Annotated in this window: 16 protein-coding genes; 8 read left to right on the top strand and 8 right to left on the bottom strand. The window is 45.4% G+C overall.

Features of this window, described 5'->3' with window-relative positions; translation table 11 throughout:
- Positions 1–84: 84 nt before the first annotated feature.
- Both ACYUJT_RS17555 and ACYUJT_RS17550 read right to left on the bottom strand, forming a co-directional pair.
- Complete coding sequence (locus ACYUJT_RS17555) at positions 85–966, bottom strand: carbohydrate ABC transporter permease (RefSeq protein ID WP_460324534.1); 882 nt, start codon at positions 964–966, stop codon at positions 85–87.
- 28 nt (positions 967–994) lie between these two features.
- Positions 995–1,927, bottom strand: a complete 933-nt coding sequence (locus tag ACYUJT_RS17550) for an ABC transporter permease (RefSeq protein WP_460324809.1) — start codon at positions 1,925–1,927, stop codon at positions 995–997.
- Between the two features lie 264 nt (positions 1,928–2,191).
- On the opposite strand from ACYUJT_RS17550, the gene ACYUJT_RS17545 reads away from it, so the two are divergent.
- The 4 genes from ACYUJT_RS17545 to ACYUJT_RS17530 all read left to right on the top strand — a co-directional run bounded on the left by ACYUJT_RS17545 (position 2,192) and on the right by ACYUJT_RS17530 (position 9,494).
- Complete coding sequence (locus ACYUJT_RS17545; RefSeq protein ID WP_460324532.1) at positions 2,192–4,198, top strand: beta-galactosidase; 2,007 nt, start codon at positions 2,192–2,194, stop codon at positions 4,196–4,198.
- 594 nt (positions 4,199–4,792) lie between these two features.
- Positions 4,793–5,956: a multidrug efflux MFS transporter NorA gene (norA, locus tag ACYUJT_RS17540; protein ID WP_460324530.1), complete on the top strand. Its 1,164-nt coding sequence runs from the start codon at positions 4,793–4,795 to the stop codon at positions 5,954–5,956.
- A 198-nt stretch (positions 5,957–6,154) separates the two neighbouring features.
- Positions 6,155–6,709: a hypothetical protein gene (locus ACYUJT_RS17535; protein WP_460324528.1), complete on the top strand. Its 555-nt coding sequence runs from the start codon at positions 6,155–6,157 to the stop codon at positions 6,707–6,709.
- A 265-nt stretch (positions 6,710–6,974) separates the two neighbouring features.
- On the top strand, positions 6,975–9,494 hold the full coding sequence (locus ACYUJT_RS17530) for a methyl-accepting chemotaxis protein (RefSeq protein WP_460324526.1): 2,520 nt from the start codon (positions 6,975–6,977) through the stop codon (positions 9,492–9,494).
- Between the two features lie 152 nt (positions 9,495–9,646).
- On the opposite strand, the gene tatA is transcribed toward ACYUJT_RS17530, so the two are convergent.
- A complete protein-coding gene (gene tatA, locus ACYUJT_RS17525; RefSeq protein WP_460324524.1) occupies positions 9,647–9,853 on the bottom strand; it encodes a twin-arginine translocase TatA/TatE family subunit in 207 nt (68 codons plus the stop codon).
- A gap of 158 nt (positions 9,854–10,011) precedes the next feature.
- Here tatA and ytaF point away from each other — a divergent pair, with 158 nt between their 5' ends.
- The 4 genes from ytaF to ACYUJT_RS17505 all read left to right on the top strand — a co-directional run bounded on the left by ytaF (position 10,012) and on the right by ACYUJT_RS17505 (position 13,007).
- Entirely contained in the window at positions 10,012–10,623 is a 612-nt protein-coding gene (ytaF, locus tag ACYUJT_RS17520) for a sporulation membrane protein YtaF (protein ID WP_460324522.1), read from the top strand.
- Positions 10,624–10,759: 136 nt separating this feature from the next.
- Positions 10,760–11,542 (top strand): methyltransferase domain-containing protein, encoded by a 783-nt coding sequence (locus ACYUJT_RS17515; protein WP_460324520.1) that lies wholly within the window; start codon positions 10,760–10,762, stop codon positions 11,540–11,542.
- A gap of 207 nt (positions 11,543–11,749) precedes the next feature.
- Positions 11,750–12,691: a hypothetical protein gene (locus ACYUJT_RS17510; RefSeq protein ID WP_460324518.1), complete on the top strand. Its 942-nt coding sequence runs from the start codon at positions 11,750–11,752 to the stop codon at positions 12,689–12,691.
- Between the two features lie 70 nt (positions 12,692–12,761).
- Positions 12,762–13,007 (top strand): NHLP leader peptide family RiPP precursor, encoded by a 246-nt coding sequence (locus ACYUJT_RS17505; protein ID WP_460324516.1) that lies wholly within the window; start codon positions 12,762–12,764, stop codon positions 13,005–13,007.
- Positions 13,008–13,061: 54 nt separating this feature from the next.
- On the opposite strand, the gene ACYUJT_RS17500 is transcribed toward ACYUJT_RS17505, so the two are convergent.
- The 5 genes from ACYUJT_RS17500 to ACYUJT_RS17480 all read right to left on the bottom strand — a co-directional run bounded on the left by ACYUJT_RS17500 (position 13,062) and on the right by ACYUJT_RS17480 (position 19,732).
- Entirely contained in the window at positions 13,062–14,954 is a 1,893-nt protein-coding gene (locus ACYUJT_RS17500; protein WP_460324514.1) for an ATP-binding protein, read from the bottom strand.
- A gap of 459 nt (positions 14,955–15,413) precedes the next feature.
- Positions 15,414–16,268: a carbohydrate ABC transporter permease gene (locus ACYUJT_RS17495; RefSeq protein ID WP_460324512.1), complete on the bottom strand. Its 855-nt coding sequence runs from the start codon at positions 16,266–16,268 to the stop codon at positions 15,414–15,416.
- Between the two features lie 3 nt (positions 16,269–16,271).
- Positions 16,272–17,120, bottom strand: coding sequence for a carbohydrate ABC transporter permease (locus tag ACYUJT_RS17490; protein WP_460324510.1), 849 nt, complete (start codon positions 17,118–17,120; stop codon positions 16,272–16,274).
- A gap of 185 nt (positions 17,121–17,305) precedes the next feature.
- Positions 17,306–18,502 carry a carbohydrate ABC transporter substrate-binding protein gene (locus tag ACYUJT_RS17485; protein WP_460324508.1) on the bottom strand — a complete coding sequence of 399 codons (1,197 nt, stop codon included), beginning with the start codon at positions 18,500–18,502 and terminating at the stop codon, positions 17,306–17,308.
- A gap of 429 nt (positions 18,503–18,931) precedes the next feature.
- On the bottom strand, positions 18,932–19,732 hold the full coding sequence (locus tag ACYUJT_RS17480; RefSeq protein WP_460324506.1) for a response regulator transcription factor: 801 nt from the start codon (positions 19,730–19,732) through the stop codon (positions 18,932–18,934).
- Positions 19,733–19,945 lie beyond the last annotated feature (213 nt).

Here is a 19,945-nt window from a genome sequence, read left to right as displayed (position 1 = left end):
ATAACCTCCCTTAAAGTTTCATAAGCTTTACTCGTTTTATATGGTAAAATCATCAGACTCCAGTTACTGGAGGAGCCGACGAAGTTAACCCTTGATCGAGCCCAGGAGCACTCCCTTGGCAAAATGCTTCTGCAGGAACGGATATACGCATAGAATCGGAATCGTGCCGACGACGATGACCGCCATTTTGATTGACTGCTCTGGCGGCTGCACGAAGGTCGGGTCCATGGAGCTGAGATCCCCGGCAGATTGCGATAGCATGACGATTTGCCGGAGCATGACCTGCAGCGGCCATTTGCTGGGATCATTAATGTAGAGCAGGGCTGAGAAGAAGTTATTCCAGTGTCCCACCGCGTAAAACAGCGTAAAGGTGGCGAGCACGGGCTTCGAGAGCGGGAGCACGATTTTCCACAGCAGGCTGAGTTCATTGCAGCCGTCGATTTTGGCGGCTTCCTCCAGCCCTGGAGGAAGCTCCTGGAAGAAATTCTTGACGATGATCAAATTAAACGCGCTGATCGCGCCAGGTATAATAAGCGAATTCAAAGTATCCAGCAAATGCAGCTCGCGAATGACCAGATATGTCGGAATCATCCCGCCGCCAAACAGCATCGTAAAAATAACAAGGTTTAATATCAAGTTGCGGCCCATGAGATTGCGCCGGGCCATCGGGTAAGCCATCGTCACCGTAAAGAACAGATTGACGATCGTGCCGATGACGGTCACGTAGATCGACACGCCGATACTGCGCATGATCGTATCCGTGGAAAAAATAAATTTATACGCATCCAGCGAAAATGTTTTTGGAATTAAGAATACGGCGCGTTTCGTAATTTCGGCATCCGTGGCGAATGAGCCCGAGATGACGAATATGAAAGGCAAAATCGCCAGCAGTCCGAACAGCGCAAGAAATACGTAGTTGAATGCATCGAAAATTTTCTCGCTTGTGCTTCTGTATTGCTTGCCCACAGCATCTTCTCCTCCCTAGGGTCAATGGTCAGTACAGTCCCGATTCACCGGATTTCTTCGCCAGCCAGTTGGAGCCAAGCACAAGTATTACACCGATGACCGATTTGAACAATCCAACAGCCGTACTATAGCTAAATGCCCCCTGCGTAATCCCCAGCATGTACACGTAGGTGTCGAACACCTCCGCAACCTCGCGATTCAAGGCATTCATCATTAAATAAATTTGTTCGAACCCGTTATCGAGAATCGTCCCCATCCGCAAAATAAGCAGAATAACGATCGTACTGCGAATGGAAGGCAAAGTGATATGCCACAGCTGCCTCCAGCGGCTGGCCCCGTCAACAATGGCCGCTTCGTATTGCTCCATATCGACGCCTGCCAGCGCCGCCAGGAAAATAATCGTCCCCCAACCGCATTCCTTCCAGATCGTCTGGATAATAATGAGCGGCCGGAACCACTCCGGGCTGGCGAGGAATTCAATTTTCCGGCCTGTAAACGCATACAAAAACTCATTGACCATACCGCCCTCGGTCGTCAGAAATACATAAGTCAAGCTCGCCACAATGACCATAGATATAAAGTGAGGCACGTAGATCAGCGTTTGAATCGTTCTTTTAAAGAGAGCCCGGCGTATTTCATTGAGCAGCAGTGCCAGGATGATCGGAGCCGGGAAGAAGAAAATCAAATTGTACAAAGACAGCACGAGCGTATTGCGCAGCAGCATGAAGAAATCGGGGTTCTGGAAAAAAACTTTGAAATGCTCGAAGCCTACCCATTCGCTTTTCCAAAAACCGATATAAGGCTGGTAGTTCTTGAATGCGAGCATGATTCCCCACATGGGCACATATTTAAAAATCAGAAAATAAAGGAGACCCGGCAGCAGAAGAATATACAGCCACTTATCGCGCTTCAGGCGCTTCCAGCGGGTCTCCCGCTCGGCTCTTAAAGCTTGTTTCCTCATAAGGATGTTTGGCGCAGCCGTTGGTTTCACCCTGTTCACCTCCATATTCATCGTGAAGCCGGCAGCTTGCAATCGATGTAGTCCCATTATGGGTCAGGGCTTATTTTCCGGCAATTAGACTTTCTTGAAGGCCCTTCAAACCACACGACAGACCCGTCCGCACAAAAAAGTGCAAACGCGGCAAAACATTGCTATTGCCGGGAGATTACGGCTAAGACAGACTGGTGGAAGGAGAGCTATCAACGATGGAGAGGTGGAGATGGGTTGAATAAGAAGCTGTATCACGGCGCCTGCTTGTACCCGGAGCTATGGAGCCGTGACGTGTTACTGCAGGATATCGAGATGATGAGGCAAACAGGGATCAATGTGGCGCGGATCGGGGAATTTGCGTGGTCTGTCTTTGAGCCGGAAGAAGGACGGATCGATATCAGCTCATTTGTCGAAGTGATAGAACTGCTGTATGAGCATGGGATCGACACGGTGATGTGCACGCCGACGCCTACCCCACCGATCTGGTTTAGCCACGGCCATCCGGAGCGGATGTACGTGAATGAGCATGGTATCGTGATGGATCATGGCGCACGGCAGCACGCCTGCACCAATCATCCTTATTTCCGCGAGCGGTCCGCGATCATTACTGCGCATATCGCCAGGGCCGTCGGCTCCTTGCCGGGCGTCATCGCCTGGCAGCTCGACAACGAGTTCAAGGCCCATGTAGCAGAATGCATGTGCAGCACGTGCAGGGGCTTATGGCATCGCTGGCTGGAGCAGCGCTACGGTGCGATCAGCAGGCTGAACGAGGCCTGGGGAACGAACGTCTGGAGCCAGGCTTATCAGCGGTTCGACCAAGTGCCGCAGCCGGGACCAGCTCCCTTCCTGCACAATTCATCGCTGCGGACGATGTACCAGCGGTTCTCCATGGAGAAGATCGCGGAATTCGCGGACGAACAAGCAGCGATCATTCGGCGCTACTCCGCCGCGCCGATCACACATAACAGCAGCATCGCCTTTCATGTCGACAACGAACGGCTGTTTAAGAACCTCGACTTCGCATCGTTCGATACGTATGCATCCCAAGAGAACGCGCACGCCTATTTGTTCAATTGTGATTTATGGCGGAATTTTAAACCGGGTAAGGATTTCTGGATCATGGAGACGAGCCCGTCCCATGCCGCTTCCCTGGAGAGTTACGCCGCACCGCACCCGAACGGGTATGTGAAGGCAGAAGCTGTAGCGGCCTATGCCTTGGGCGCCGAGGCCTTCTGCTACTGGCTGTGGCGGCAGCAGCGGACGGGCAGCGAGCAGCCTCACGGCTCCGTCGTGAGCGCCTGGGGCGAGCCGACAGTCGGGCACCGACAGGTGCTGGAAGTTGAGGCGGCCAGGCAGGAGCTTGAGGCGATCCTGCTGGAGACGAAGCCAGTGCAGGCCGAAGTAGCAATGACGTATTCGGACGAGGCAAAGGCTTATTTCAAAACGGAGCCGCACCGGAAGCTGGATCACCGGGGGTTGGTGAACGATTTCTATAGAAGAATATTGTCGCTAGGCATCCACCGCGATGTGGTTCCTGAAGGAGCCGATCTCGGTGGATACAAGCTGTTGTTCACTCCATTTCTTCCTTACGTATCTGCGGAATATTTACAGCGGGCGCTGGAATTCGCCGCCGGGGGCGGCATCTGGATCGCCGGCCCGCTTACCGGAGGACGTACGGAGGAGCATACGATTCCGACGGATGCAGGGCTAGGCGAACTGGAGAAACTTGCGGGCGTAAAGACAGTGTATACGTACCCTATGGACGGTACGGGATCGATCGGACGCGCTTTCGGCGTATCGGCCCCGCTCTCGCTTTGGAGCGCGGTATTCCAGCCGCTGGAAGGCGGCGCATCCGTGGTAGGCGAGATCAGCGAAGGACTGACGTCCGGCCTGGCGTTCGTGACCGAGCACCGGCATGGACTGGGGAAGATCGTTTTGCTGGGCTCGATGCCATATGGCGAGGAGGGTGATGCTTTGCTCTGCCAGCTTATCCGGCATTATGCGGCTGAGGCGAAGGTCATTTTGCGAAGCGACGTAACCCGCGGCACTATTGTCGCGCCAAGACGTGAAGCCGATGGGCGAACGGTATGGATTATCGTCAATATGGATGGCCGTGGCGGCAGCGTCACCCTGCCTTGCCAGGGTACGGATGCCTTAACCGGAGACGAGGTACTGCCAGGCCAAGTGGCTGTAGAACCCTTCGGATACATGGCGATCCGTCTGAACCTGCCGCTCTTTTAAATCCTGTTTTAATTTCTCTACATTAAAAACGTCAAGTAACCCCCAAGAAGGACACTTTGTACAAAGTGTCCTTTTTAGGGGTTGCATCTTGCACTACACATACCGTCCGCCTCATCCAAGAACTCCTTTACATATTGCGGTGCGATGTTTAAGGCAATCATTTTCCCCAGCTTCCTATTCGCCTAATTCGCGACTTCTTCAGCAGACCCAGACCTACGCTCGATTTAGATGGATTTCATGATTCTATTTTTTTCTTTTTCCCATGATTAGACGAAATAGCTGTATTTTGTGTATCTAGCTCTTCATTTTTTCCCCAACTCGGGCTTTCCGACTTATTTAGTTACACAAAATCCAGTTAAATTACATTCTGAAGGTAAGAACAACTTTTAACTGCAACAAATCCAGTTATTGCACAACACATCCCTCATATTCTAATGGCCTCGCGCCATAATCAGTACGTTTGAACAGCAAATACATCCTATACTGCAACAGAGATATTATTACTGTATAATAATAACTCTGCGGATCAACCTTACATATAGAGTTATCCATCATCTACTGTTCTTACAGTATGGATTTAGAGGAGTCTTGTTTATGAAAAATCCAAAAATCACCTTGGCCATCCTGTTAACGAATTTATTTATCGCCTTCCTCGGGATCGGACTCGTTATTCCCGTGCTGCCCACCATTATGAATGAGCTGAATATTAGCGGGAAAGTCGTAGGTTATATGGTATCGGCCTTTGCCATTACACAGTTGATCAGTTCGCCGTTTGCCGGACGCTGGGTGGACAAGTACGGACGCAAGGTTATGATTGTGCTCGGCCTGTTCATTTTCGGCTTCTCAGAGTTTCTGTTCGGATTCGGAAAAACGGTTGAAGTATTGTTCGTGTCCCGCATGCTTGGCGGAGTCAGCGCGGCGTTCATTATGCCAGCGGTAACAGCTTTTATCGCGGATATTACAACAAACGAAACCCGGCCCAAGGCGCTTGGCTATATGTCTGCTGCCATCAGCACGGGATTTATCATCGGCCCCGGATTTGGCGGATTTCTCGCGGAAATCGACACGCGCCTCCCTTTCTATACAGCCGGGCTGCTGGGTGGGCTCGCTGCGATTCTGTCTCTGGTTCTGCTGAAAGAGCCTGAACGTGCAGTTGAGGACTCCACAAAACCAGAGCAAACGAGCGGTCTGCGCCGCATCTTCATACCGATGTATTTCATCGCATTCATATTGATCTTCGTGTTGTCGTTCGGCCTGGCTGCATTTGAGTCGCTCTTCAGCCTGTTCGTTGACCATAAGTTCGGCTTCACGCCGAAGGATATTGCTATCGTCATTACTGGCGGGGCACTGGTCGGCGCGATTGCCCAGATCCTGCTGTTTGACCGCCTCACCAAGCGTTTAGGCGAAATCAATGTCATCCGTTACTGCCTGGGAATTTCCACGGTTCTTGTACTCCTGATGACATATGTAAGCACATATTTCATCATCCTGCTGACCACCTTTGTCCTCTTCACCGGCTTCGATTTGATTCGCCCGGCCATCACGTCGTACTTATCAAAGATTGCGGGGAACGAGCAAGGCTTCGTCGGTGGCATGAACTCGACTTTCACAAGCATAGGCAACATTTTCGGCCCAATCATCGGCGGCGCACTGTTCGACATCAATCTGAACTATCCGTACTATTTCGCTGCCATCGTCCTATTGATCGGAACGGTAATCGCGCTATTTTGGAAGAAGCCCGAGCTTGCCGAAGGATAGATGGGTGCATGGCAGTCACATCTTTCCTTAGTTTAATTCTCATTCCAATCATATGAAAATACATTTATATTAAATATTTAGTTAAACCTATCTTGTATTACTTTTCTATTAATAATCATATAAACAAATTTATTGTAATGGATATAATTACTATTATATAATATATTTGGTATTATACTAATTTTTGGGAGGTATTTTATGAAAAAGCTGAAGCATTGTGCCGTCCTACTCGTTTTCCTTCTAGTATTTGTTAATTCCTACAGTTTAGCTCACGCAGCCTACGGGAACACGATCACAGTCACCACGACATACAACATGCCTTCTGGCTGGATGATCAAGAGCTCTTCGACGTTTGCGGGAACTACAACCTATGTACTTGTTGATTTAAACGGAGCGCCTTATGGGGCAACACAAACGGTAACATCCACTTATAACATGCCTTACGGGTGGATGATCAAAAGCTCCTCTACCTTTGCGGGGACAACAACCTATGTCATTGTCAACCTTAACAACGGCCCTGCACGTGCAACACAGCAGGTAACTTCTACCTACAACACGCCTTCTGGCTGGATGATCAAGAGCTCCTCCACATTTGCAGGAACAACGACATACAACTTAGTGAATTTAAACGGACTTCCCGTCGGAAGTACGGAACAGGTAACCTCGATCTACAACTTGCCATCCGGCTGGATGATCCAAAGCTCCTCCACGTTTGCGGGAATAACGACATATAATTTAATCAAGGCGTATTAAAGCATACGTCAACAGCAAGATTGTTAAAAGCGGCGATCGATTTCCGGAATTCTACCGGAGAGAGATTGCCGTTTTTTTTGGGATCGTCTATACATAACTGATGGGGCTTAAAGATTGATACCACACCTCAATTTTCCTCAATATGTAAGTCCTAAAACCTTCTAAGAAATTATCGAGCTTAAGCCGATAATAATGGAGGTAGTGCTTTTGTACCATGAAATTAGAGAGTCCGATGAAGGACAATACTGGAAGAGGAGATTCGTACATGCAGAGCAAACCATCTAGAGAAAAAGCATCCGGAGTTCATGGAGGAGTTAAAACAAAGCTGGTTCATTCATTGAAGTTCAAACTTATGTTGCTAAGCGCAGTATGTCTGGTCATTATCTTGCTAATTGGCGGAATGTCGCTTACTATGCTGAATAGCAACAATCAAAACTACCAAATGACAACCCATATGAGCCAAGTTAACCGACTATCGGAACAGAATGAAACCTTGGACGTCATGTATGTCTCTTCTAAAGACAGCAATTATTTGGACGAAATCTACACTAACATCGACGAAGCTTTTAATATTATCAATACGAATCATCCAAATAGCAAATACAAAAAGGAATGGGATAATTTAAAAACGTTATTAGCTCAGAATAAATCAAACATGCAACAAATTATTGACCTATCCGATGAACGCGGATTCGATTTATCCGCTGGCATTTTTCAAAAGCTGAATGAAAATGAAAGCTCACTTCAGGAACAAAGGGATTTGTTGAGCAAGATAGCGAACTGGGTCGATATTCCTATGCTGAGTACTGCAACTTTATCACTAGGTACAGAAACTGTCGACGGAACTACCTATAGTAAATATCGCTATTTTAACAACATTCCGGATAAAGGGGATCGCGATAAGCTATTGGCCCGGATCGGCGGCGATGCTGTAGAATACAAAGGCACAGCCTATTTAACGAATATTCAACTCATCAACGAATCATCCCAAACTGTGATAGACTTTGCAAAAGTATCAGATTCTGCTCTACAGCGCAGCTATGGTTCTGCCTTCGACGGAATTGAGTTTACAACCTTTCAAGGGCAGCCAGCATTTAAAATCGCTAACAAATTTACAGCAGCAAATGCCTCATGGGAAGAGATTGCTATTGAAATAGATACGACAGACATCAATTTAAATGAATATGATCAGGTTTCTTTTGAAATATACTTTGATACTACTGTTCACTCCAGGAATATTTCAATCGGAGTCGCTTTGGATCAACGCTATGATTTCGCTAATGCCTCCAATCAGATTAATCAACTTTTGAATGAATATAATCGGGCTGTGATCGAAGGTAAAAGCGAAGAGGTTACAAAACTTTATCAAGAGATCAGTTCAATTATAAATGAAATGAAGTCAGCCTTTGGTAATTACTTCGGCAGCAACGAAACACCAACAGAAGCAATAAGTCTGATGGAAGAGAAAATGAACATCCTAAAAGAATTGCAGCCCATAGATGCATCACTGGTTCAGTTGATCAATGAGAATACAACCTTGGTTGCCGAAGTACGCAGCGTCATTGAAAGCATACATGGGAATATTTCAGACGATATGGTGACCGGTGCGATCAGTTTACGAGCGACGATTATCATTTTAGGTATTGCGGCAATTGCGATAGTTATTATCATTGTATACATCATAACTCGTAGTATCCAAAAGAACGTCGATCAATTCCGATATCTGCTGCAAGAAATGGGAAAAGGAAACCTGAGTGCACGTGCTAAAATTACCTCTAAGGATGAATTCTCGCTATTTTCGAATTACCTTAACCAATTTAGCGACCAGCTCAGTGACACTTTACAAAAAATACAGAATCTAACGTTAGAAGTGAATGAGAAAAATACAGCTGTTTATGGCGTTATCCGGTCTGTAGTAAACGGTAAGGATGACAGAGAGGGTATACTGCAACTGCAAGAACATTTCAGATTGATCGAAAATAGCGTTACAAATCAAAGTGCAAACACAGAAGAATCTTTAGCGAGCTTGCATGAAATATTGGAAACCAATAAAGGCTCAGTAAATGAAATTAGCGCTACGAAGAACATCTCTGAGAAATCTTTAGCAAGCGTCCAAGAAGGTGTCCATAATATCGAGACATTGAATAGCAATGTTCAAGGTATCTCACAAAGCGTCGATCGATCAAGCGATGAAATACAGGAACTGATCGAATATGCGAAATCGATTCAAGAGGTATTGGTAACCATACAGAACTTTGCAAACCAGACTAACTTGTTATCCTTGAACGCCTCCATTGAAGCAAGCAGAGCTGGCGATGAAGGTAGAGGGTTTGCCGTTGTAGCTCATGAAGTGAAGAAGCTATCCGAAGCTACAAGTTTAGAAACACAGAAAATTAGCGAGATTATCAATAACATCAACGGTAAAATAGCCCAAGTACAATCTGCAAATGAAGATGTTAAATTACATGTTGAGGATACGGAGAAAATTGCAACGCATTTCACTCATATTATTAACAATATGAAAGAGTCAACAGAACATAGTACGGCTTATATTACAAATCTCATGGAGCAAATCACAAGACAGATGCTAAGCACAGAGGATATTGTGAATGCCGTTGACCTCATTAGTAGCGATTCACAAGAAATTTTGGATAAAACAGTAATTACAACAGCAGTAACTGATGAATTAGCGGACACATTAGTTCAAAATCTTGAAGTGGTTGAGGAATTAATGGAAAGCATCACAAAGATTAAGGAAGATATCAGTGCCTTTAAATTAAAATAATTGGGTGGGCTGTGTATAAGTTATTTCGATGACTTATGCACAGCTTTTTTTGGGGTGAGCCACTTGTATGAAGGCAAACTCTTGGCTTCTACAGGCGATTTGTGTTTTCATGCAACAAAAAAGGCACCCTTCGGCGCCTCCATTTTCTATCATTAGGACTTGCTTGTTTCTTCGATGGACTTGATCTCCTGCGGCTTGTCTTCCTCTTCTTTGAAATCTCCGCGGGCGCCCTTCTTGAATTCCCTTAACATCGTGCCAAAACTGCGTCCAAGTTCCGGCAGTTTGCTGGGACCGAACAACAGAAGCGCGGCAATGACCAGCAACAGCAGATGCGTTGGCCGCAACAAGTTTTCAAGCACATTTATCACTCCTCAGATATATCTTATTGTAAATTATACTACTTTATACGGTAGAAAGGGAGTTTTTCTCTTCATTTTCAGCAATTTATTATGGGAGAAACCAAAACGCATCCCTGGGCATATGCTGTGAGCAAAGCGACGCAAAGGAGTGAACCTCGTTGAGTTCCTACAGTCTGTTAGCGATCATAGCGATCGGTTTGGCATCCAATCTAGACAACGCTGGGGTCGGAATTGCTTACGGTGTTCGAAAAATCCATATTCCCTGGTATTCCAACTTAACCATTGCCTTCATTTCCTTTTTGGCTACACTGGTTTCCGGCTTATTTGGGAATTTGATATCCAACTGGATGTCTCCTTGGATCGGCCAATTGATCGGAACCATCGTCATTATCGGTGTCGGTGTGTGGGTGCTGGTCCAGCCTTATATAGAAAAAAAACCCGCTCCCAAAGAGCCTTCTGCCAATTCATTAACGCGGCTGCTCCAAAATCCAGAGGAAGCGGATGCCGACAGCTCCAAGTCGCTTAGTTTGCCCGAGTCAATCCTGCTTGGAATTGCCCTGGCAATGAATGCTTTAGCCGGCGGCTTCAATGCTGGCATTACACAATTGAATGTATGGTACACTTCTCTGTCCGTTGGCTTATTCAGTTTTATTCTGCTGGCACTCTGCGCAGGATTTGGGGAGAGGTTCGCTGCCGAGAAATTGGGCCATCGGGCAACGATGATTTCCGGTTTGTTGTTGATATTCATTGGATTTCGGCAAATGTTCTAAAGAGAATAACCTTCTAATAGGCGGCATCTATTATGTATATTGCAATTATATATTTAACTAATCAAGCAGACTATGCCATGATAGAAATAGTAAAAATTTGAAAGTAAATCTGCACGCCTGTTAGGAGGATAATATTATGGGATCAATTCATGATTGGAAGCCGGAGCTGTATGATCAGAAGCTAGGATTCGTATCCGATTACGGTAAGGATGTCGTTAGCCTGCTTCAGGCGCAGCCGGGAGAGAGGGTTCTTGACCTGGGCTGTGGAACCGGCGACTTAAGCTTCGAGATTCAGAAGACTGGAGCCTACGTGCTCGGCATGGACTATTCCTCCGCCATGATTGAGCAGGCTAGGCGAAAATATCCCTGCTTTGACTTTATCGTCGGCAATGCTGCAGAGTTCTCGCTGGAGCAGACAATGGATGCCGTATTCTCCAACGCCGCTCTGCACTGGGTCAAGAATGCCGAGGCTGTGATCTCCTGCATATGGAAGGCACTTCGGCCAGGAGGACGGTTTGTTGCCGAGTTTGGCGGCCAGGGCAACGTGGATACGATTGTGCAGAGCATCTGCAAGGTGCTGTCCGAACAGTACGGCATCGCTGGAGAAAAGCGCAACCCGTGGTTCTTCCCTAGTATTGGCCAGTATAGCTCGATGCTTGAAGCACAAGGCTTTCGGGTCACCTATGCCGTGCATTTTGATCGTCCTACTCCGCTTGAAGATGGGGAGAATGGGCTCTTTCACTGGCTAAGCGGTCTAGGGGCGGATGAATTCTTTCAAGACCTTACGGATAATGAAAGAGCTAAAACATTTCACCATATTTGCGATGCTGCCAGAACCAAGCTGTACAAGGACAATGTTTGGCTCGCGGACTACAAACGTATAAGAATTGTGGCCGTTAAAGATGAACTTTGTTTTTGATTTGGATGATATACGACTTGCTTTAAAGGACAGCCCCCATCCTGGCCGGATCGGGGCTTTTCATTGTAGATCAAAAGTCACAGATTTGTATTTTTAGAACTTTTCATTTAGGCTATAATATTAGTAACCGGATTACTCTCGTCTTCTTTGCCTAACGAATTATGTTATTGGTATACCGGGCTTCCACTATGATGAGAGGTGTTAAATTTGCTCTGGCTTTCGAATTATGAAGAAGATTTGAAGGAAGCGTTCGCTACAGCGGACAAGTTGTTATCTGCCCTCCCTCCCTCTTTTAGCCAACCAGCTCGTGACTTCCTAGACAAGTTCCATGTATTGAAGGAAAACCGCTCGAAAAATTATATTTGCTACCTTCTGCCGTACTGGCTGCAGGAGAGATCGGCAGTTCCCATTGCGGATTGCCGCCAAATTGCGATAGCAAATATATTCGGGATGATGTACTACCACCTGCTCGATGATCTGATGGACAATCCTGAAGCGAGGTTCAAGCATCAGCTGCCCCTGGCTGACCTGATTCACTTTGAGTTTCTGAGCATTTACAGAAAGTATTTTCCCATCGGCTCGCCGTTCTGGTCCTACTTTCAGAAATACATCGCCGAATGGGCAGATGCCGTCACTCACGAGAACAGCAATAATTTCTTCTTAGAGAGCCCTGTAAGGGTCGCCCATAAAGCAGCGCCGGTCAAGCTGGCAGTTGCCGCCATTTGCTTGCTCTCTAATCAGGAAAAAATGATTCCTTTACTTGAAGACAGCGTGGATACCGTTCTTATTACACTGCAAATGCTGGATGATTGGATGGATTGGGAGAAGGATCTGAAGGAAGGCAGCTATAACTGTCTCATTGCGCTGATTGAAACGAAACAGCATTTGGCGGAGAACCGCCGACCTACACCGGACGAGATTAAACAAGCGATATACACGCAAGGCATTTTATCAAAGTATGCGTTGCAAGCAGAGGCTCACCACAAATCTCTACTTACTATGTGTTCTAATGCCCAACATCTTTGTGATTTCCATGAATTCCTGGTACTTAATATTCGCCAAGCCGCCGAGCAAATCGAAAAAGACAGGAAATTGCTGGAGAATGGTGGTTTAGAGTACTGGCTGTCGAAAAAAATTGCTAATTCCTAGATTAAAACTGTGACTAATGTTATAATATGTAAGTATTTAAAACCATTTTTTCTGAGAAAGGGTGATCTTTATGACAACATCAGGAGCTCTCCTTCAAACGCAAATTATTCAGAAAGCTTGGCAAGACCCTAGTTTCAAAGCAAAACTGCTAGCCGACCCAAAGGCTGCAATCCAGGAGGCACTTGGGGTTATAATCCCGGATCACATCAAGGTTAAAACAGTTGAGGAAAATTCCGACGAATTTTATCTAGTACTCCCCCCAAATCCATCGGAAGTAATTAAAAGTGACATCAAGCCGAACGCTGTGTGGATGTAAATATGTTTGAAATATGATCACGACCGAGTAGGTCCATGGCAAAAAAACTTCCCGTCAAGTATCTCTTGACGGGAAGCGAATAATTGCTTCGGTGCCTACTCCTTTTTCACTCAAAAAGGTAATTTCACCTTGCATTACTTCGATGATTCGGAACGTAACCATTAGACCGAGTCCCGTCCCCTTAGTTTTATTGGAGAAATAGGGTTCACCAAGCCGGGCCAACACATCGGAATCCATTCCCTCACCGTTATCTTTGATATGAACATAGGCCCAGCCATCTTCTTTATATCCCCAAACTTGAATATCTCCTTCACCTTGAAGTGATTCGATACTATTTTTGATGATATTAATAATGGCTTGCTTAAATTTAGAGGAATTTCCCTTAATCAATAAATTATCAGGTATATTTACGGATATTTTTCCTCCCTGCAAATTTGCCATTGGTACTAGTATTCCTTCAATATGTATAAATTCCTGAAGTAAGTTTAATGTGGCCACTTTCCCTACTTCCGGTTTGGCAAAAGTAAGAAAGTCAGTGATAATATTCGATGCACGATCAAGTTCATCAAGAGCCATATTCAAATATACCTTCTCAGTTTGCTCATGTTTTTCAGCCATTAATTGAATAAATCCTCTGGTTACCTGCAATGGATTCCGAACTTCATGAGCTACGGAAGCTGCCATTTCACTAATAATCTCCATTTTCTCCGAACGTTGCAATTCATTATTGAACATTTCGAGCTGCTTGGAGTACTCAACTACCTGTTCATGGTTTTCAGAAAATCTTCTGCCAAGTATGATAATTAAGGAGACCAGGAAGCTTATTACACCCCATTTCCATAGGAAAAGGTCATAGTATGCATTTTGAGAATAGAACCAAATCAGCTCGCCAACTCCAAGTACCGCGAAAATCAAAAATCCAGTTGTAAATATAACCGCGTCTTTATTCTTCTGGAATGTATAAACAGTAACGATGCTCAAAAGTAAGATAAACTGAGCAATCATAATGTACCCTAGAACTTCTTGTGTAACAAAGCTATACATACTGTGGTATTTTCCTGATGATAACTGATGAAAAATAACCATCACCACGCAAAACATGGAATATACAACTTGGAAGTTCCTAAACCTTCTAATAATGGAGTAATAACCAGGACCAAATACCTTCTCAAAGAAAAATGTGAATGCTGGCAACAAAATAAATAATGCTGCATCAAACAAGGTAACATATAATTTTCCTTTATCTTCAAATAGCCAATATAAAAAGGATGAGTACGTTACAACAATTACACCACTAGATAAAAAAACCACACATAGAGAGAGCCAGATAATCAAGTTATCAGATCTTAGAAATACTGTACAAGCTAACATAATAATTGCAATAAAAATAAGTGTGCTGCCTAATATAAAGTCAGCTATATTCCCCCGGACATACTCTTTGATCAGCTCATGATAGGCCCCTACTTTAATGACATCTGGAATTCCTATTCTGTTGTGAGAATAGATTCCGATATAAAGTGTTTTATTTGAATCAACTTCATCTAAAGGCAAGAGCACACTATTAATTTCATAATTATAATCACGCACTGACTCATATATTTTATTACCGTTCATAAAAGCAACGATGTGTTTACCATAAATTTTATCGATTAAAATCGTAGAGGAGCCCGGCAAAAGCTTTGGAACCGTAATTTTGATCCATTGAGATGTTGCTCCTTTAGGTCTCCCAGGCGTAGGGGCATTTAATGAAATTCGTGTCCAACCCTGGAGCACTTCCAAGTTCTCCTCGTTCATATTTGAATCAAATTCATCCGTCCAGGTAACGTCCCACTGGTCAATGATTTGACCGGATGAATTGTTATCTCCAGAGCTTTCAAGCAAATATGCACAATAGGCTGCAAATATCAATCCTAGAAAAATAACAATGGCTTTAAACAACCTTCTCATTACAGCACCCCTGCCATTAAAATAAAAAAACTTCGTTGTAATCCTTCATTATATTATTCGATATAATCCCGCTTAAACCTTCAATATTCTGGAAACACCTAAAATTTTTTATCATATATTGTCATTTACACATTGCCTTTTGCAGTTTTTCCTTCTTGTCATTTTTCGCCATTATTCAGTTAAAAAGGAATGGTTAGTTGCTAGCTCTGCAGCTATCATTTTATAGGACTGTCCAGTAGCTTTGGATAAAATGGCTTCAAAGTGTTAATATACCATGACTTGACTTCCGGGGGTAGACGCAAGAGAGTGAATAGCGAGCTTTATCCATAACAATCAAAGATTGACTAAAGGTATTCAAAACAGAAAAAGCCAAAGAAGAGGCCTTCAAAACAAAGGCTTCCCCTTGGCCTGTGCACCATAAACAGTATCACGCCAACATCATGATTCTAATAGACAGGGTTACTCTTTTACGCCTCCCAATGCTACCCCCGCAATAATATACCGAGATAACAGGAAGTAAACCACAAACAACGGTAATGCTGTCAAGGCCAGTCCCAGGTAGATCGAGCCGAACTCCGTCTTGTAAATATCACCGCGAAGCAAACTTACCATGATCGGCATCGTATACATCTCTTTTTTGGTCAGCAAAATGAGCGGCATAAACAGGTTGTTCCAGTTGGCCACAAAGGCAAAGATAGCCTGCGTTGCTACTGCTGGTATCATCAACGGCATGATGATCCGGTTAAATGTTTTAAATTCGCCAGATCCGTCTACACGCGCCGCTTCTACAATTTCTATCGATAGCGTTGCTAGCAAGTATTGGCGCATGAAGAACACCACAGCGGGCGCTGCTATCGCAGGCAGTATCAGCGGAAGGAAGTTGTTCGTCCAATGCAGTTTATACATGAACTGATAGAATCCGATCGCGCTTGCCTGAGCAGGAATCATCATCACGCACAAGATAAAAGTAAAGAACGCGTTGCGCAGCTTCCAATTATAGGTCACTAGCCCATAGGCCGCTAAAGAAGAGAAGTAGACCGTCAAGATGGTTGCTGAACTGGAGATGATGAACGAATTCAGAAATCCTTGAATAGGATCAAAGCTCTTGTCGAGCAGCACTCGCAAGTTGGTCATAAGATGAGTGGAAGGAAGCAGGGAAAGACCGCTTTGGATTTCAGCTGTAGAACGTGTGGCGTTTACAAACATGATCCAAAACGGAAAGATGCTGAGAATCGCCAGAAAAATACAGACAACATAAATGATTGCCCTGGTAATCGTTAGACCGGCAGTTCCGCTTTTCTGAGTTTTCTCCATGTTTTACACCTCTCTCTCTACTGCTGCACGGGCAGATTGTTTATATTTCTTTTCTGCTTTTCTCAACTTAGCCGCATCACGGTCACGCATTAAGTAGAATAGTAATCCAGACAAGATCGCTGCGATCACAAACAGGATCATACTCGCCGCTGCAGCGCGATTATATAAATAGCTGCCCTTAAACGCTTGCCCATAGATGAACATGGTTGTAGTGAGCGTGGAATCGTCTGGTCCACCCATAAGGAACAACTGCGGAATATCGAACATCGTTAAACCGCCGACCATGGATGTAATCAGCGTAAACAGCAATATTGTACGCAGGCTCGGCAGGGTAATGCGGAAAAAGGTTTGAACTCCGCTCGCGCCGTCGATCGCCGCAGACTCGAATAAAGCGGGATTTATACCCATAACGCCTGCGATAAGGATGATCAATGTGTTGCCGTACCACATCCAGAACTGGATGAACGACACAATGCCACGTGCTGTCGTCTTGTCCTGGAGGAAATAGATCGGAGCGTCGGCCCATCCCAGCGACTGAAATAAACTGTTGATCGGACCCATCGGATAGGCGAACATCGTGCTAAAAAGTACGGCGATCGTACTTGCAGTAATAATGTTAGGCATATAGAACAGAACCTTAAATAAGCCTTGCCCCTTCACTTTAAGGCGCTGGTTCGTGAACCATGCCGTGAGCAAAAGCGCGAGACCGATCTGAGGGATGAAGTTGACAATCCAGAGCAGGCCCGTATTGAACAGAGACTTCCTGAACGAGGGATTATCAAAAAGAAGATCTTTGAAGTTCTGAAATGGATTATCGAGAATTTGGATTGGTTTTGGAACTAATCCTTTCATATCTGTGAACCCGATAACTAAGGTGTATAAAATGGGATACAAAGAGAAAATTAGAAATGCAACCACAAACGGAAAGGTAAAATAATAACCATATTTTGAATAATTGACAACTTTCCGGCGCATGCTCTCACCTCACTAGTTGATATGAAGGGGCGGGGGAACTCCCCCGCCCCTTCCGCTCCTTCTTATTCGCTATCAATGTCAAGCTGGTCTTTGACCTGCTGTTTGAAGGTTTTAATCGCGCTTTCACGGTCCTTGTTGCCTGAGGTGTACTCACGTACTTGGTCGCGCCAGAGCATATTGATCGACTCGTCGAATTGAGTCAAGTTCTTACCAGAAGCATTAGCGTTAGCTGGAACGAACACGTCAAACATGTTCTGTCCGCCGAGCAGTTCAATTTCGCCGTTGGACTTCGACATGACGACGGAGGATGCAACGCTGTCCTTCGTACCTTGCTCACCGTCCTTCATCGTACCGTTAGCCCAGAAATGTTGAAGGCCTGTATCAGATGTATCAAGCGTAACCCATTTAATAAAGTCTGCAACTGCTGCCTTCTTGGCCTCGTCCTTAGTAACCTCATTGTTGGCTAGCAGCCATGTACCACCCCAGAAGAAACCTGTTGGCGGCTCAGTAACAGCCCAGTCGCCCTTAGTATCTTTGACTTGATCGTTCATGACGTAGTTGATGAGCCATGCTGGACCGAAGAAACCAAATACCGGTTGAGTACCAGTGCCGGACATATCCGCAAACCATGCTTCCTGCCAGTCTTGCGTATCATTATGATAGCCATTGTCTTTCAGCTTCTTGGAAAGATCAAGGAACTCTTCCCGCTTCGGGTCGATATGAAGCTTTCCATCAACAATCCAACCCTTGTCAGAACTGTTCTCGATCGCATGCCACATATCGCCGTCACCAGATACGATACCGTAGCCTTTGGCTTTTAGCTTCGCAGCTGCCTCGAAGAATTTATTCCAACCAGGGCCAATTTCATTTTTGATTGTGGCTGGATCATCTGTTCCAAAAGTATCTTTTGCAAGGGAGCGACGATAGATAAAGGCTCCGCCGGTTGCTTGATAACCAAGGCCTTTCAGTTCGCCGTCTTTGCTGCCGATATCGACGGAGTATTGAGCGATCCCAGCGTCCATAACCATTTGGTCACTCAGGCCCAGGTCCGCGTAGTTGGCGGCGTAAGTCGAAGCGTCGCCTTGTGTATATTTGAGCACGAACGCAGCTTCAGCTGCATAAATGTCCGGGGCATCTTTACCGCCAGCGGCCAAAGCCTGGTCAAGAGCCGGCTGATAAGCGCCATCGGTAGTTGCTATAATCGTAGTTTTGAATTCCACATTCGCGTCAGGATGAGTCTCCAAGTATTTCTTAGTCATGTTTGGAATCTCATCCGTGAAGCTCCAGAGATTGATAGTGACTTTCGGACTGTCTCCGCCTTTTGGAGCCGAACCATTGTTAGTTGTTGGGGCCGTATTGTTTGGTGAGTTGGGTTCCTTTGAGCTTCCGCTACCACATGCAGCGAGAACAGACGACATGACGAGCATTAAAGAAAGTCCCACTAAAACACGTTTCATTTTTTTCATACTTTGCCTCCCCTTTTGTTTTTATTCTTCGGTTATATGTAACCGCATTCATATTATAGAGCCTCTAGTCCTAAGACATAAGGGATCGCTTTTTAGGAAAGGTTCCTCCTTTTTTTGGGTTTTGGTACGGTCATGACCATAGCTTCACCATTTTAGGGGGTACCTTTGCAAGCGGTTGCAAAACTGGATGCGATTCTCATGGTAAATCCCCTTGTCGAGCCATTATTGAATTTGGGCTTCCATTCCGTTCCTCATGGATCGATACTGGCCCGGACTCATTCCTTCGTATTCCTTGAACAGCTTATTAAAATATTTGACTCTCTGATAACCGGTACGGCATGCGACTTCTACTATGGTCAGATTCGTTTTCAGCAGCAATTCCTTCGCTTTCTGCAACTTTCTGCGGGTAACGTATTCGCTAAAATTCATTTGGCATTGTTCTTTGAAAAGCGAACTGAAATAGCTCCCGTTCAAATGTACATGCGCAGCAACTTCTTGCTGGCTAATCGCCTCCTCTAGATGCATATCCACATAGTGTATCGCCTTGCGGATCGGATCGCTTAATACGGCTTCTTCATCCCTAATAGCCATCAATTTCGGATCGGCCATCTTTCGCATGTAGACGATATCATCCTGCTCTTCCACGACCTTCAGGGCATCCTCCACAGAGGCAATCAGCTTTTCCCGGCCGATCGGCTTCAATAAATAGTCCACTACGGACAAACGAAGCGCTTCCTGGGCGTACTCAAACTGGGCATAGCCGGAGACGAGAATAACAGATGGCTGACGCTGCATACTTTTCTTCCTCAGTTGGCTAACTAAAGCAAGACCACTAATTTCCGGCATACGTATGTCCGTTATCATCAGTTCCACGGGAGTCTCCTCAAGAATTTGCATAGCGGCCCCCCCGCTGCTTGCCGTGAGGATCTCATATTGGCCTGCTGCCCATACCCTTAGTATTTTCTTCATACCCTCTCTCGATCTTGGTTCGTCGTCGACGATAAGAATCGTTCGGCTCCTCATGGCGTTTTACCCCCTCGGATAGAAATTTGGATGTTTATACCAGTACTTGGTTCTACCGAATTTTGATCGCCATTACGGACTCTGCTCTTTTTTTCGGACAAAATATTGAACTCTCTCTAAGCACAACATTTACTTTTCCCTCCAATTCCTGTATTCCCCCTGACCTCTATTCATCTCATCCCAAGATACAATAAGGGTAGCCCTAATATATTC

The sequence above is a fragment of the Paenibacillus sp. YSY-4.3 genome, from assembly GCF_054767475.1.
This window is presented reverse-complemented; position numbering and strand designations above follow the sequence as displayed.